Source organism: Flavobacterium magnesitis (assembly GCF_041729735.1).
Classification (GTDB): Bacteria; Bacteroidota; Bacteroidia; order Flavobacteriales; family Flavobacteriaceae; genus Flavobacterium; species Flavobacterium magnesitis.
Genome location: NZ_JBCFQK010000002.1, coordinates 45,950 through 60,780 on the forward strand (window position 1 = coordinate 45,950; position 14,831 = coordinate 60,780).

Genomic DNA, 14,831 nt, shown 5'->3' on the forward strand with positions numbered 1-14,831 from the left:
TGTTGCATTAAATAAAAATAAAAGTACATTTGTAAAACAATCCAAAAACACATCCATTTAATACCTAAAATATGTTACTAGCAGAAAATTTAACTAAAAAATACGGCGACCAAGTTGCGCTAAATTCCTTAAATATTAACATCAAAAAAGGAGAAATTTTTGCTCTTTTAGGTCAAAATGGAGCAGGAAAAACAACCACTATCAATTTGTTTTTAGGTTTTATTGAACCTACTGAAGGCGAATTGAAAATCAACGGAATTTCGGTTGCTAAAAATGCACAGGAAACTAAAAAATATGTTGCTTACATTCCAGAAACGGTAATGCTTTACCCAAATCTGAGTGGCATAGAAAATTTAAATTATTTTTCCTCATTAGCCGGATTTAAATATTCTAATAATGAATTAGCTTATTTTTTGAATAAAGCAGGATTACAAACTCAATCACATCATTTAGATTTAGGCGGTTACTCTAAAGGAATGCGACAAAAAGTGGGTATCGCCATTGCTATTGCAAAACATGCAACAGTATTACTCTTAGATGAACCTACAAGCGGTTTAGACCCAAAAGCTTCCAATGAATTTTCTAAAATTCTCAAAGAATTATCAGCAGAAGGGACAGCTATTTTAATGGCAACACACGATATTTTTAGAGCTAAAGAAGTTGCCACACATATTGGAATTATGAAACAAGGAAATTTAGTATCGGTTATTGATGCCAAAGACATTTCGGCTAATGAACTTGAAGAACTGTATTTACAAACGGTATAAAAGGAAAGAAACCATTTCCATAAGACAAAACAAATGAAACAATTTTTTATTTTTTTATTTCTATTTACCGCTACATATACTGTACAATCCCAACAAATTACAGGAAAAATAACTGATAGTAATTCTAACAAAGCTATTGTAGGAGCTACAGTCAAATTACTCAAAACAGATCAAGAAACCACTACAGATCAAGAGGGAAATTTTACACTTGAAGGCAAAGGGATGCTGGAAATTTCGTTTACGTCTTATAAAACTTTGCGAGTAAAATCTACTTCTGAATTTCTTACTATTGCAATGGAATCCAATTCGAATGAATTGCAAACCGTAGAGATTATTGGTCTTTCTACCAGAAAATACAACAGTGATTATTCTTTTTCTGCAACAAAAACCGCTGCACTTAATAAAGATATTCCCCAATCTATTGCAACAATAACTAAAGAATTGATTGTAGACAAAGGGGCATTTTATCTTGCTGATGCTGTAAAAATGGCTAGTGGCGTAATTCCGGCAAGTTATTACAATCAATATACCATTCGAGGAATAAGCCAAAATGAAGAAGGTCAAATTATTAACGGCATGCGAACCCGCCAAAATTACTTTTTACAACCATTAACCAATAATATAGAACGAGTTGAAGTGATAAAAGGACCTTCAAGCGCGACTTTTTCATCAGTTGATCCAGGAGGAAGTATCAATATGGTTACCAAAAAACCATTGGCAATTGACCGAAAAGAAGTGAGTTTAAGTGCGGGTAGTTTTAGCACTTTTAGAGGAAGTATTGATTTTACAGGACCATTAAACGAGTCCAAAACATTCTTATACAGATTAAATGGAGCGTATCAGGAGGGAAAATCTTTTCGAGATTTAGTGGGTAATAAATCGTTTTTAATTTCTCCATCTTTCAGTTATATCCCAAATGAAAAAACTGCAATCAATACCGAATTGATTTTAAGTAATATGAATGGTAATTTAGATCGAGGACAACCTATATTTGGTGCTATTGCTGGTGTTACTCGTTTAGACAGTAGTCCTATAAGTCTTAATTTGGTAGCACCCAATGATTTTTTCAAATCGAAAGATTTGGTGTTTATGACGAGTCTGGCACATAAATTTACTTCTAAAATAGGTTTCAATGCTTCGTATATGAAACAATCATGGACAGAAGATCTTCAGGAACATAGAACCACAAATGCCTTTGCGGTTGATATGAATAATATGCCTGTAAGCAGTTTAGCAATGATGCAATTTGTACAACGTCAGCAATACTGGAATATTGATAATTTAAGCAGCTATTTTAATTTTGATCTAAAAACAGGGCCATTCAGCCATAAATTACTTTTGGGATATGATTTAAGCAGTTGGAACAAAACCAAAGGCGGTGGACAAAATGCTGCAAGAGGTTATTTATTAAAAGATGGAACGGTGGCCAGCTCCTATGTGGTAGCAAATGCAGAAAATTATCAAACCATAACTGTAGACGGAGTGGTTATGCCAAAACCCAATGTGAACTATTTTAGTCTAAATAATCCATCTTATACTATTAGAAATGCAGAAGATTATACGTTGAATGTTAGAACTGCACTACCATCAGCACTAACCACTACCAATGCTATTTACATTCAGGATCAAATTCAGTGGGAAAAATTTACTTTTTTATTGGGACTAAGAAAAGAATGGTTTGAAGACATTACCAATTATGAATCCAACAATGAACTTACTGTTAAAAAGGAAGCTTTATTGCCTCGAATAGGAATTACTTATGCCATTAACGATGCTGTAAATATTTACACCACTTATCTTGAAGGCTATCAGCCACAATCCAACACCGTAAGTTTGATGCCGCAAACGGGTTCATTACCAGCTGGAAGTTTGTTTGCTCCATTAGAAAGTAACTTAAAGGAATTAGGACTAAAAACTACTTTTTTGAATCATACAATGAGTTTTAACGCTGCGGTTTATGAAATCAACCAGCTTAACATTCTAATGAACGCCAATGATCCTATCCAGCCCGATTTATTAGTAACCCGAGGTTCAGAACGCAGTCGTGGTTTTGAGTGTGATTTAGCAGGCTACATCACTTCAAACTGGCAAATTAATGCTTCTTACAGCTATATTGATGCTAAAATTACTAATGATAATAATGTTGCTTTAATAGGAGCAAGAAAACAAAATACTCCAAAAAACAGTGCTAACCTTTGGACTCGTTACAATTTTGATAGCGCAACGGCTTTAAAAGATTTAGGAGTTGGTTTTGGAATCCAATATCAAAGCAGCAAAATCCCTTGGTTTACCAGAGATTTTGTACTTCCTGATTTTACGGTTTTTGATGCAGCGATTTATTACAAACCCAATAAAAGCAATATGCAAGTTGCTATTAATGCAGGAAACTTGTTCAATAGAACCTACTGGTTGGGAGCTCAAAATTATTTGCGTCTATTTCCAGGAATGCCTCGAAACGTAAATCTTACCATAACTTATAAATTTTAATCTGTAACTATGCCACTACAACAAGTATTTTTAGTAGCTAAATATTTTAGAAAAACAGTTTTCAAAAACACCGCAATTGTTATACTTGCTGGATTTATTGCCATTTTGCTTGCCTATGCTATTTTTTTAGGTTGGAACAATTATGTCAATCAAAACGAAACCAGCCAAAAATACCAGCAACAATCTTATCAAGACTGGCTCAGCAATCCGGATAAAAATCCACATCGTATGGCGCATTATGGTAATTTTGCTTTTCGCGAAAGCAGCCCTTTAAGTGTGTTTGAATTCGGAATGGAATCTTTTTTTGGAAATGCTATATTTTTAGAAGCGCACAAGCAAAATACAGCTAATTTTTCTGAAGCAAGTTTCTCGAATAGTATGCTGCGTTTTGGAGAAATAAGTACTGCAATGGTTTTTCAAATTTTACTTCCGCTGCTTATTTTCTTTCTTGGTTTTAACACAATTGCCGCCGAAAGAGAAAACGGAACTTTAAAACTACATCTGAGTCAGGGAATCAACTGGAAACAGCTTTTATTAGGGAAAATGCTTGGTATTGCCAGTATTTTGATGATGCTTTTTGTGCCTGCTCTATTGCTAATTATTTTGATTTGGTTTCTTTTACAAAATTTCACTATCACATTAGATGAAACTTTGAAGATGATCCTATTTATGGGATTTCATTTTATTTATTTGTTGTTTTTTTGTGTTATTGCTGTTCTGGTTTCTGCTGCAAGCAAGACTTCTAAAAAAGCTCTGATTTCATTAATAGGGATATGGTTGTTGTTTACCATTATTTTGCCAAGAGGTACTCAGGCTCTTGGTGCTTATTTTTATGAAGCTCCTTCAAAAGTACAGTTCAACAGTCAGATAGAAAACGATATTATTAAAGCAGGAGACAGTCATAATCCAGATGATTTACACTTTAAAACTATTAAAGATTCGTTGTTGAGATTGTATAAAGTAGACTCAGTTAAAAAATTACCGTTTAACTACAGTGGTTTTATTATGACCGAAGGCGAAAAAATTAGCTCTAAAATTTACAACAAACATTTAGATACTTTATTACAGGTTTATGCCAAACAAAATCGTTTTTCAAAAGCTGTTTCTTTTTTGAATCCATACATCGCCATCAAAAATTTATCGATGGGATTGTCTAATACTGATTATGATTCTTATATCAATTTCCAAAAACAAGCCGAAGCCTATCGTTATGGAATGGCGCAAAAAATGAATGGGCTACAAATGAAATACATCAGTAATGAAAAACAAAAACCTACTGATAAACCCTATATCATTGATAAAGATCATTGGGCTGAGGTATCTGAGTTTCACTACAAACCCACTGGTATTTTACAGGTATTGAAAAATGAGATTATTTCGATTATTTCCATCTTTTTTTGGATCATTCTGCTGTATATAATACTCAAAACAGCTTCTAAAAACCTAAAAGCAATCTAATATGTTCGCATTACTATTTAAAAATTTCTTTCGCTCAAAAGGCACTAAAATAGGATTACTATTTTTATTTCTCTTAGGTATTATCAGCCTTTTAATTGGACAACAATACCAAGAAAAACAGCAAAAAAACAGTACTGATGTTATTCATTATCAAAAAGAGCATATTGCCAGAAACGCAAAATTTCATCAGGACGAAATGGGGCTTTTGCTTTATTATCTTAAATTTTCATTAGTCAATACCAATATTCCCATCAATAGTTTAGCCATTGGGCAGCGTGATGTAAATCCTTCTATACAGTCTGTTACAATTCGTGGTTTAGAAGCTCAGAAATACGATTCCGAACTGAATAATCCTAACAACCTTTTGTTAGGAAATATTGATTTTAGTTTTGTCTTAATCTATCTTTTCCCACTGATGATTATCGCTTTTACGTACAACATCATCTCAGAAGAGAAAGAAAGCGGTACCTGGAAAATTGTGGTTGTCCAAAGCAAAAACACATTTCTACATATTGTCAAATTATTTTACATCAGAATTCTGACCATTCTTGCTCTTCTTTCTGTTGTGCTTCTCATTGCTGTTTTTTATTTAAATATTCCTTTAGATAGCGCCTTTTTTGCTTTTTATGGATTAAGTGTTTTGTACATTCTTTTTTGGTTTGCAAGTTGTTTTTACATTGTGTCTTTACAAAAAAGTTCCAATTTCAATGCGGTTATTCTCCTTACCATTTGGCTCATTTTAATTGTGGTTTTACCCGCCAGCATCAACACTTATTTAGTGAATAAATATCCTGTTCCAGAAGCTTTAGAGCTGACCTTAAAACAGCGTAATGCTTATCATGAAAAATGGGATATGGATAAAAAACCCACTGTAGACAAGTTTATGAGTCATTACCCACAATTTAAAAATTATTCATTACCAAATACTGAATTCAATTGGCTTTGGTATTATGCTATGCAGCAAATGAGTGATGATGAATCTCGTGTCCAATCCAGTGAATTAGTCGCAAAACTAATACAAAGAAATAGCGCCAGTCAAACCATTGCACAATACATTCCTACTTTGCATGCTCAAATTCAACTAAACGAAATTGCCAAAGCCGATTTAGGAAACCAACTTTTATTTTTGAAAGCAACGGAAGATTTCCACGAAAAATTACGCTTGTATTTTTATCCTAAAATCTTTGACAATGCAGCTGTAAACAAAGAGAATTGGGATAAATTTAAAGTAGAACGTTTTAATGACACTTCTATAATTAATTTTACAAAAACACTCTTGCCTTTATTGATTTTTAATGTGGTTTTAATCCTTTTAGGTTGGTTTAATTTTAAACAAAAAAAAGAACAATCCTTTTAATTATCTTATGAAAAAATTACCCGTAACTGTATTGTCTGGATTTTTGGGTGCAGGAAAAACAACCTTGCTCAATCATATTTTGCACAACAAAGAAGGCTTAAAAGTAGCCGTGATTGTTAACGATATGAGTGAAGTTAACGTTGATGCCCGTTTGGTTAAAGACGAAATGACATTGTCCCGCACCGAAGAGAAATTAGTCGAAATGAGCAATGGCTGTATTTGTTGCACGCTTCGAGAAGATTTGATGGTCGAAGTTGAAAAATTAGCCAAAGAAAACCGTTTTGATTATTTACTCATTGAAAGTACAGGTATTAGCGAACCCATTTCAGTAGCGCAAACCTTTACTTTTGTAAATGAAGATGAAAACATCGATTTGTCTCGTTTTAGTTATATTGATACAATGGTAACAGTGGTGGACGCTTTTAATTTTTTTAAAGATTTTGGCTCGGCTAAAACGCTAGAAGATATCAAAGCGACCAATATTGAAAATGACAATCGAACCATTGTAAATTTATTAGTGGATCAGGTAGAATTTGCTAATGTAATTGTCCTTAATAAGACCGATTTAGTTACCCCAAAAGAATTAGAAATTCTAAAAGCTTCAGTTCATAAATTAAATCCTTCGGCAAAAATAATTGATGCTGTTATGGGGAAAGTTGCGCCAAAAGAGATTTTAAATACTGGTTTATTCAATTTTGAAGAAGCAGAAACTTCCGCTGGCTGGATACAAGAACTAGAAGGAATTCATACACCCGAAACTGAAGAATACGGCATAAACTCTTTTGTTTTTAGAAATGAAAAACCTTTTCATCCTTATCGTTTTTGGAATTTTATCACACAAGATTTTCCGCAAACCATCATCCGTAGCAAAGGATTATTTTGGATTGCTTCCAGACCTGATCAAGCCATCAATTGGAGCCAGGCGGGTGGTTCTATGAAAGCCGAAAGCGCTGGCGTTTGGTGGGCAAGCATGCCATTAAGCGAACGTATGAACTTCAATAATTTTGTTGAAAATCAAGAAATCATCGAAGAACGCTGGACTTTAGATTATGGTGATCGTCTTAACGAACTGGTTTTTATTGGCATTGCATTAAGCGAAAAAGAAGTGCGAAAACAACTCGAAAAATGCCTTTGTACTGCCGATGAAATTATGGATTTACAAGATGGATTTTTTTCGAACAAAGATCCTTTCCCTATCCCGAGAGCTACTGCCCAAAAAGGTGAAACAGCTTTTCTAAACGATTAATTTTTTATTTGGTTTTACTCGCTAAAAACGATTCATTAAAAAAAATGAATCGTTTTTTTATAAAAATACATTGTTAATCAAATATTATTTTTAGATTTGTCTAAATTTAATTTAATAGTTGTGAAAAAATATATTTTCTTAGTTCTAATTCTGCTTTCTTTTACTGCTTTCAGCCAAAACAAAGGCACAATTTCAGGTGTTATTTCCATTGATTCTGATAAGATTGCCGCATTAAAAATAACCTTAAATAACGATCAGTTGACAACTTATAGTGATGCCAACGGATTTTATGAATTTAAGGATGTGCCTTTTGGAACACATAAAATCACGGTTTCGGGTATGGCAATTCAAACCACAAAAAAATCAGTTACTGTTAAAAATGAAGAATCCTATTCCGTCGATTTTGATTTGACTAATTTTCAAAATAATTTGAATGAAGTAGTGGTAACGGGTACAAAAACTTTTAAACGAAAAACTGAAAGTCCTGTAATTGTAAATATACTCAACAGTAAAATGCTGGATAATCTGCAAGTTTGTAATTTATCCGAAGGATTGAAATTCCAACCTGGTTTACGTGTAGAAACCGATTGCCAAACCTGTAATTACACCCAGTTACGAATGAATGGATTAGCGGGTGGATATTCGCAAATTTTGATTAATGGAAGACCTATTTTCAGTCCATTAATGGGGTTGTACGGTATGGAACAACTGCCTGTAAATATGATTGAACGGATTGAAGTGGTGCGAGGCGGAGGTTCTTCTCTATACGGTTCTAGCGCTATTGGCGGAACGGTAAATGTGATTACAAAGATTCCTAAAAGAGATGCTTTCGAAATCAATTCTACCTATTACAACATCAACGGAAAAAGCAATGATTACAACCTGAATGGGAATGCCACATTAGTAAATGAAAATAAAAATGCTGGTGTTTCCTTGTTTATGAGTCATCGTGAACGAGAGCATTATGATGCCAATGGCGATAATTTTTCTGAAATTCCTTTAATCGAAAACAACTCTGTGGGAGCGAATTTCTTTTTCTTACCAACAGAAAATCAGAAAATAGAAATGAGTATTAGCAACCTCAACGAATACCGTTTTGGAGGGGAAATCACCGACAAACCGGCTTATTTAACACAACAATCTGAGGAACGAAAACACAAAATCTGGTTAGGAAGTTTGGATTACCAAATCAATTTTAACGATGACAAAAGTTCGTTGATTGCTTATGGTGCCTGGCAAAATACCGATAGAAAACATTACACTGGTATTTTTCCTGATGAACCTGCTGAAATTGAAAATCATTTAATAAATCCTCCTTATGGTATTTCTACCACTCAAACATTACAAGGTGGATTACAATTCAATCATAAATTAAATGATTTTTTAAAAGGAACTAACGTACTTACTTTTGGAACCGAATATATTTCGGATAAGGTTTTTGACGAAATTACGGCTTACAATTATTTGGTAGACCAACATACCAAAGATTTTGGAACATTCATACAAAGTGATTGGGCTATTTTACCTAGTTTGGATTTGCTTTCGGGCGCACGCTTAGACAAACATAATTTAGTGGATAAAGTTATTGTCAGTCCAAGATTAGCTTTGCTTTACAAATACAAATCGGAAACGCAATTTCGTTTGAGCTACGGAACTGGTTTTAGAGCGCCACAAGCTTTTGATACTGATTTGCACATTGCCTTTTCTGGTGGCGGAATTTCAAGAGTGATTTATGATCCTAATTTAAAAGAAGAGCGTTCTAAAAGTTTTAGCGGTTCGATAAATTATGACAAAGCAACCGAAAACTTCATTGCTGGTTTTACGCTCGAAGGTTTTTACACACGTTTAAAAGATGCTTTTGTTCTGGAAAATATTGGCGAAGATGAATTTGGTGAAGTTTTCGAAAAGCAAAATGGATCGGATGCTATAGTAAAAGGAATTACGTTGGAATTACGTGCTAATTTCAATCGAAAATTACAACTGGAAGCAGGTTATACCGTACAAACCAGCCAATATGCCGAAGCCGTAACTTACATTGATGGCGTTGCTCCTACAAAGGATTTTTTAAGAACACCCAATCAATACGGTTTTGCAATGGCAACTTTTACGCCAACCAAGCAATGGAATATGAACCTGAATTATGTGTACACAGGAAAGATGAAAATTGCTCATTTTGCTGGTGCTCCTAATCAAACTGTAGACGAAATGGTGACTACAAGAGCTTTTTCGGAACTGAATTCTAAAGTGGGGTATACCATTAAAAGTAAAAAACTAGGTTTTGATTGCGAAATTTATGGTGGTCTGAAAAATATTTTTAATGCTTATCAATCTGATTTTGATTTGGGAAAAAATCGTGATAGTAACTATGTTTACGGTCCTGCGCAACCCAGAACAGCTTTTATTGGATTAAAATTATTCAATTAAACCCTAAAACAACTCTAGAATTTATATTTTTGAGAAGAATTCGCTTCCAATCCTATGAAACACTTCCATTATATTTTTACTGGTTCTGGTTTAGCCGCTTTAATGACGGTCTATAAAATGGTACAATCCGAAAAATATAAGGATAAAAGCATTTTATTATTGGATGACAATTCAAAAAAAACAAATGACAGAACCTGGTGTTTTTGGGAAAAAGAAGATTCAATTTGGGAATCTATCGTTTCAAAAAAATGGAATTATGCCTTGTTTGCCAATGAAAATTTTAATCGAAATTTAGACTTACAACCGTATCAATACTATAAAATTCAAGGATTGGATTTTTATAATTTTGTTTTCGAATTGCTTTCGAAACAAGAAAATATCACTTTTTTAAACGAAAAAGTAACGGATATTAACGAACTGGAAAACCACGTTTTTGTTGCTAGCGAAAACAATTCGTTTACCTGCGATCAGGTTTTTAATAGTATTTACAATAAAGCAGCCGTTGTCCAACAAACGAAATTTCCAGTATTGCAACAGCATTTTATTGGTTGGAGTATAAAATCAACCGAAGCCGTTTTCAATCCGGAACAAGCCACTTTTATGGATTTTTCGGTTCCCCAAAAAGGTAATACGCGATTTATGTATGTTTTACCAGTTTCTAAAAACGAAGCGCTGATAGAATACACGCTTTTCTCTGCTGAACTTTTAAAACAAGAAGAATACGAATCGGAAATTGAAAATTACATTCAGAAACTAGGCATTCAAAATTTCGAAATAACCGAAAAAGAACAAGGCAGCATCCCAATGACCTGCTATCCTTTTTGGGAAAAAAACAGCAAACGCGTACTCAACATTGGTACAGCAGGCGGATGGACCAAAGCCAGTACGGGTTATACTTTTAAAAATTCGGATAAAAAATCGTCGCAATTAATTGCCTTCCTTCAACAAGAAACGGATCTTAGAAAATTCCACCGTAAAAATAAATTTTGGTTTTACGACTTACTTTTGTTGGATATTCTGGACCGACAAAACGAATTGGGTTCTCGTATTTTTTCTTCGATGTTTAAAAACGGAAATCCCGCTTTGATTTTCAAATTTCTGGACGAAGAAACATCATTCATCGAAGACATCAAAGTCATTTTAAAATGTCCTAAAATGCTTTTTATAAAAGCATTATTCAAATCGGGACGCTATTTTAGATCTGTTTAAAATTCATCAAAATTAATTTCCCCAAACTCTACAGGGTGTAATTTTGATGAATTTTTAAGAAATTTTTCACCCTTTAGGGAAGGGGAAAAAGAAAATTTCTTTTTTAAAATAAATTTAAACAAGCTTTTATAGTTTTCGAAAATGACTATTAAACTATAACAAAACTTTATAATCCGAGCCATTTAGTTCGGTAGATTCTTCGTAACTTTGCCTATTCAAAAATTACAAATTAAAATACAAAAGATATGTATCCACAAGAAATGGTAACTCCAATGCAAGCTGAATTAACTACAGCTGGTTTTCAAGATTTACATAGTGCTCAAGATGTTGAAAACGCTATCAAAGCCGAAGGAACAACATTAGTTGTTGTAAACTCTGTTTGTGGTTGTGCTGCAAGAAACGCACGTCCGGGAGCAAAATTGAGTTTAGAAGGTGCTAAAAAACCAGATCATTTAATCACTGTTTTTGCAGGAGTTGATAAAGAAGCAGTAGATGCTGCAAGACAACATATGTTTCCTTTTCCTCCATCATCACCATCTATGGCTTTGTTCAAAAACGGAGAATTGGTTCACATGTTAGAGCGTCACCACATTGAAGGTCGTCCAGCTGAAATGATTGCTGAGAACTTGCAAGATGCTTACAACGAATATTGCTAATATTTAACCACAAAAAGCACTAAATTTTACGCAAAGTTCGCAAAGATTTTAACCGCAGATTCACAGATTTTTTAATGTGAATTTGCGGTTTGTTTTTTTAACCATTTAGAATTTGACATTTAACCGCTAAGCTCGCAAAGTTTTACGCAAAGGATACAAAGATAAAAAAACATACAATAACACTAAACTTAATTGCCTTAATGGTTTATTTTAAAAAAAAACCTTGCGACCTTTGCGTAAAACTTTGAGAATTTTGTGGTTAGAAAAAAAATTAAGGAGCAGGATTAGGAATTGCTGCATGAACCGCATTAATTTCCTTGACAATTTCTTCTGAAAGCACAATATCAATTGAAGCAATATTTTCTTTTAATTGTTCCAAAGTTGTTGCTCCTATAATATTACTGGTTACAAAAGCTTGTTGGTTTACAAAAGCCAAAGCCATTTGGGCTGGTGACAAATTCTGTTTTTTAGCAATTGCAACGTATTGCGTTGTTGCTTCTGTACTTTGTTCGCTGCTGTATCTGGAAAATTGTGGAAACAACTTAATTCTGGCATTTGGATGACTTTCGCCTGTTAGAAATTTACCCGAAAGCACACCAAAAGCCATTGGTGAATAAGCAAATAATCCGACATTTTCTCGTGTACAAATTTCGGCAGAACCCACTTCAAATTGACGATTTAGTAAAGAATATGGATTTTGAACCGTTTTTATTTTTGGTAAATTATTGTACTTGCTTTCTTCCAGAAAACGCATAATTCCCCAGGGTGTTTCATTTGAAAGTCCGATGTGTTTTATTTTTCCTTCTTTGATAAAACCCTCTAAGGTTTCTAAAACCAATTGGATATTATCTTCCCAGATATCTTCTTGAACCACAAATCCCCTTTGTCCAAAGAAATTGGTTTTTCGCTCTGGCCAATGCAATTGGTACAAATCAATATAATCCGTTTGTAAACGCTGCAAACTTTTATCCAAAGCATATTTTAAACTCGCAGGCGAAAAATCAATTTTGTCGCGCATGTAGCCAAAATTAGGATTGGGTCCAGCAATTTTGGAAGCCAAAACAATTTCTTCTCTTTTGCCTGATTTTTTAAACCAGGTTCCTAGAATTTTTTCGGTACTTCCATAAGTTTCTTCACGTGCTGGTATTGAATACATTTCGGCAGTATCAAAAAAATTAATACCATTAGCTACAGCATAATCCATTTGAGCATGTCCATCCGCTTCGGTGTTTTGTTGCCCAAAAGTCATTGTCCCAAGGCATATTTTACTCACTTTTATATCCGTATCGGGCAAAGTAGTGTATTTCATTTTATCTATTCAAAAGGTTAAAAAAGTAAAGTTACAAAGGTTTGTAAGAATTATTTAAATCAGAAAGGTCCGAAGCAGTACTTCGAACCTTTTTTAACTTTTATTTAATGTCTGTTTAGTTAATTTCGTTTAACATATCAGCAATTTCGTCTAATCTTGGTGTTAATATAATTTCGATTCTACGGTTTTTTGCTTTTCCTTCGGCAGTTTCATTAGTAGCTAAAGGCGAAAATTCTCCTCTTCCCGCAGCAGTCAAACTCTTTTTGTTAATCGCTTTGTTTTCACTCAAAATGGCAACAATGGCTGTTGCTCTTTTAGTTGATAAATCCCAGTTATCAGCAATTGGACCTGAACCTCCATAAGGATCATTATCGGTATGCCCTTCAATAAGTACTGAAATATCTGGATTATCGCCTAAAACTTTTCCTAATTCCACCACAGCCTTTTTACCTTCAGAACCTACTGACCAGCTTCCAGAATTGAAAAGCAATTTGTTTTCCATAGAAACGTAAACTTTTCCGTTTTTTTGTTCTACAGTCAGTCCTTTTCCTTCAAATCCATTTAAGGCTTTTGATAAAGTTTCTTTCAGTTTTAGCATTGTCGCTTCTTTAGCAGCAATCATATCTTCCAGTTCTTTCAAACGTTGTGAGTTTTTGTTTAAACGTTCTTGTTCGATTGACAATGCTTTTTGTTTTGCTTCTAGTTCAGCTAATAAATCGCGATTTTTTTTCAGGTTGGCTTGTAAAGATTCGTTGCTGTTTTTTTCCAGCGCTTTGTATGAATCTTCCAAAAGAGCCATTTTTTCATTCAACGCTTTTTGGTCAGCCGTCAATTTATCACGTTCTGATTTTAGTTTGCTTAAATCTTTTTCTAAAGCATCCTGTTTTAATTCTAATTTGTTTTTATCTTTTAAAAGATCAGCATTTTCATCAGATAAGCGTCTATTTTCTTTTTTTAAATCAGTGTATTTGTTTTCTATATCAGTGTATATTTTTTTCGAAACACAAGAAGTAGAAAGTGCTATGACTAACAAACCTAAGGAGATTTTCTTTATCATTTTTATTTAATTTTATTTGAATCTAATTGTTTTTTGACATTGACATTGCCATTGACATTAATCTATTCTATATCTACAAGAACGGGACAATGGTCAGAATGTTTTGCTTCGGGCAAAATAAGTGCTCTTTTGATTCTGTCTTTCATAGGTTCGCTCACTAAACAATAATCAATTCGCCAACCTTTGTTGTCTGCTCTTGCTGTTTTAACGCGAACCGTCCACCAGGTATAATGATGAGGTTCTTTGTTTAAATGACGAAAACTATCAATAAATCCATTTTTCAAAAAGAGGTCTAACCAAGAACGCTCTTCGGGAAGAAAACCTGAAACTTTAGCGTTTCTAATAGGATCATGAATGTCGATAGCTTCGTGACAAATATTGTAATCTCCACAAATAACAAGATTCGGAATTTCCTGTTTCAAATTAGTAATATAGCTTTGGAAATCATCCATAAACATAAATTTATGACTCAATCTTTCAATATTAGTTCCAGAAGGCAAATAAAGACTCATTACTGAAAAATCATCAAAATCTACACGTAGCGTTCGTCCTTCAAAGTCCATGTGCTCAATTCCTGTGCCATAAACTACATTATTTGGTTTAATTTTGGATAAAATAGCAACGCCACTATAACCTTTTTTTGTAGCTGGAAACCAGTAATGATATGGGTAACCTGCTAACTCAAAGTCCATCAACGGAAGTTGTTCTGGCGTAGCTTTAATTTCCTGAAGACAAACCACATCGGGTTTTGCTTGTTCTAACCAATTAATAAATCCTTTTGAAATTGCAGCTCGAATTCCATTAACATTATAGGATACAATTCTCATTTGTTTCTTTTTTTTGATTTTCAAAAATACTAAA

General features: G+C 33.7%; 11 protein-coding genes. 8 read left to right on the forward strand and 3 right to left on the reverse strand.

Features of this window, described 5'->3' with window-relative positions; genetic code table 11:
* Positions 1–71 precede the first annotated feature (71 nt).
* From AAGV33_RS02105 to AAGV33_RS02140, 8 genes are all read left to right on the forward strand, one after another.
* The gene (locus tag AAGV33_RS02105) at positions 72–767 is read left to right on the forward strand and encodes an ABC transporter ATP-binding protein (protein ID WP_373390260.1); all 696 of its coding nucleotides are present in this window, start codon (positions 72–74) and stop codon (positions 765–767) included.
* Positions 768–800: 33 nt separating this feature from the next.
* The gene (locus tag AAGV33_RS02110) at positions 801–3,254 is read left to right on the forward strand and encodes a TonB-dependent siderophore receptor (RefSeq protein ID WP_373390261.1); all 2,454 of its coding nucleotides are present in this window, start codon (positions 801–803) and stop codon (positions 3,252–3,254) included.
* A gap of 9 nt (positions 3,255–3,263) precedes the next feature.
* Positions 3,264–4,712, forward strand: a complete 1,449-nt coding sequence (locus tag AAGV33_RS02115; protein ID WP_373390263.1) for an ABC transporter permease — start codon at positions 3,264–3,266, stop codon at positions 4,710–4,712.
* 1 nt (position 4,713) lies between these two features.
* Positions 4,714–6,069, forward strand: a complete 1,356-nt coding sequence (locus AAGV33_RS02120; RefSeq protein ID WP_373390264.1) for a DUF3526 domain-containing protein — start codon at positions 4,714–4,716, stop codon at positions 6,067–6,069.
* 7 nt (positions 6,070–6,076) lie between these two features.
* On the forward strand, positions 6,077–7,315 hold the full coding sequence (locus AAGV33_RS02125; protein WP_373390265.1) for a GTP-binding protein: 1,239 nt from the start codon (positions 6,077–6,079) through the stop codon (positions 7,313–7,315).
* Between the two features lie 120 nt (positions 7,316–7,435).
* The gene (locus AAGV33_RS02130; protein ID WP_373390266.1) at positions 7,436–9,739 is read left to right on the forward strand and encodes a TonB-dependent receptor; all 2,304 of its coding nucleotides are present in this window, start codon (positions 7,436–7,438) and stop codon (positions 9,737–9,739) included.
* A gap of 54 nt (positions 9,740–9,793) precedes the next feature.
* Positions 9,794–10,948, forward strand: coding sequence for a lycopene cyclase family protein (locus AAGV33_RS02135; RefSeq protein WP_373390267.1), 1,155 nt, complete (start codon positions 9,794–9,796; stop codon positions 10,946–10,948).
* Positions 10,949–11,193: 245 nt separating this feature from the next.
* Positions 11,194–11,604, forward strand: a complete 411-nt coding sequence (locus AAGV33_RS02140; protein ID WP_128193153.1) for a BrxA/BrxB family bacilliredoxin — start codon at positions 11,194–11,196, stop codon at positions 11,602–11,604.
* A 271-nt stretch (positions 11,605–11,875) separates the two neighbouring features.
* Here the strand turns inward: AAGV33_RS02140 and AAGV33_RS02145 are convergent, their stop codons facing one another.
* The 3 genes from AAGV33_RS02145 to AAGV33_RS02155 all read right to left on the reverse strand — a co-directional run bounded on the left by AAGV33_RS02145 (position 11,876) and on the right by AAGV33_RS02155 (position 14,797).
* Positions 11,876–12,913 carry an NADP(H)-dependent aldo-keto reductase gene (locus AAGV33_RS02145; protein ID WP_373390268.1) on the reverse strand — a complete coding sequence of 346 codons (1,038 nt, stop codon included), beginning with the start codon at positions 12,911–12,913 and terminating at the stop codon, positions 11,876–11,878.
* Between the two features lie 115 nt (positions 12,914–13,028).
* The gene (locus tag AAGV33_RS02150; RefSeq protein WP_373390269.1) at positions 13,029–13,970 is read right to left on the reverse strand and encodes an OmpA/MotB family protein; all 942 of its coding nucleotides are present in this window, start codon (positions 13,968–13,970) and stop codon (positions 13,029–13,031) included.
* Between the two features lie 62 nt (positions 13,971–14,032).
* The gene (locus AAGV33_RS02155) at positions 14,033–14,797 is read right to left on the reverse strand and encodes an exodeoxyribonuclease III (RefSeq protein ID WP_373390270.1); all 765 of its coding nucleotides are present in this window, start codon (positions 14,795–14,797) and stop codon (positions 14,033–14,035) included.
* Positions 14,798–14,831 lie beyond the last annotated feature (34 nt).

Coding starts and splice junctions, on each gene's coding strand:
- AAGV33_RS02110 (WP_373390261.1), top strand. CDS start 801: ATGAAACAATTTTTTATTTTTTTATTTCTATTTACCGCTACATATACT.
- AAGV33_RS02120 (WP_373390264.1), top strand. CDS start 4,714: ATGTTCGCATTACTATTTAAAAATTTCTTTCGCTCAAAAGGCACTAAA.
- AAGV33_RS02145 (WP_373390268.1), bottom strand. CDS start 12,913: ATGAAATACACTACTTTGCCCGATACGGATATAAAAGTGAGTAAAATA.
- AAGV33_RS02125 (WP_373390265.1), top strand. CDS start 6,077: ATGAAAAAATTACCCGTAACTGTATTGTCTGGATTTTTGGGTGCAGGA.
- AAGV33_RS02105 (WP_373390260.1), top strand. CDS start 72: ATGTTACTAGCAGAAAATTTAACTAAAAAATACGGCGACCAAGTTGCG.
- AAGV33_RS02155 (WP_373390270.1), bottom strand. CDS start 14,797: ATGAGAATTGTATCCTATAATGTTAATGGAATTCGAGCTGCAATTTCA.
- AAGV33_RS02150 (WP_373390269.1), bottom strand. CDS start 13,970: ATGATAAAGAAAATCTCCTTAGGTTTGTTAGTCATAGCACTTTCTACT.
- AAGV33_RS02135 (WP_373390267.1), top strand. CDS start 9,794: ATGAAACACTTCCATTATATTTTTACTGGTTCTGGTTTAGCCGCTTTA.
- AAGV33_RS02115 (WP_373390263.1), top strand. CDS start 3,264: ATGCCACTACAACAAGTATTTTTAGTAGCTAAATATTTTAGAAAAACA.
- AAGV33_RS02140 (WP_128193153.1), top strand. CDS start 11,194: ATGTATCCACAAGAAATGGTAACTCCAATGCAAGCTGAATTAACTACA.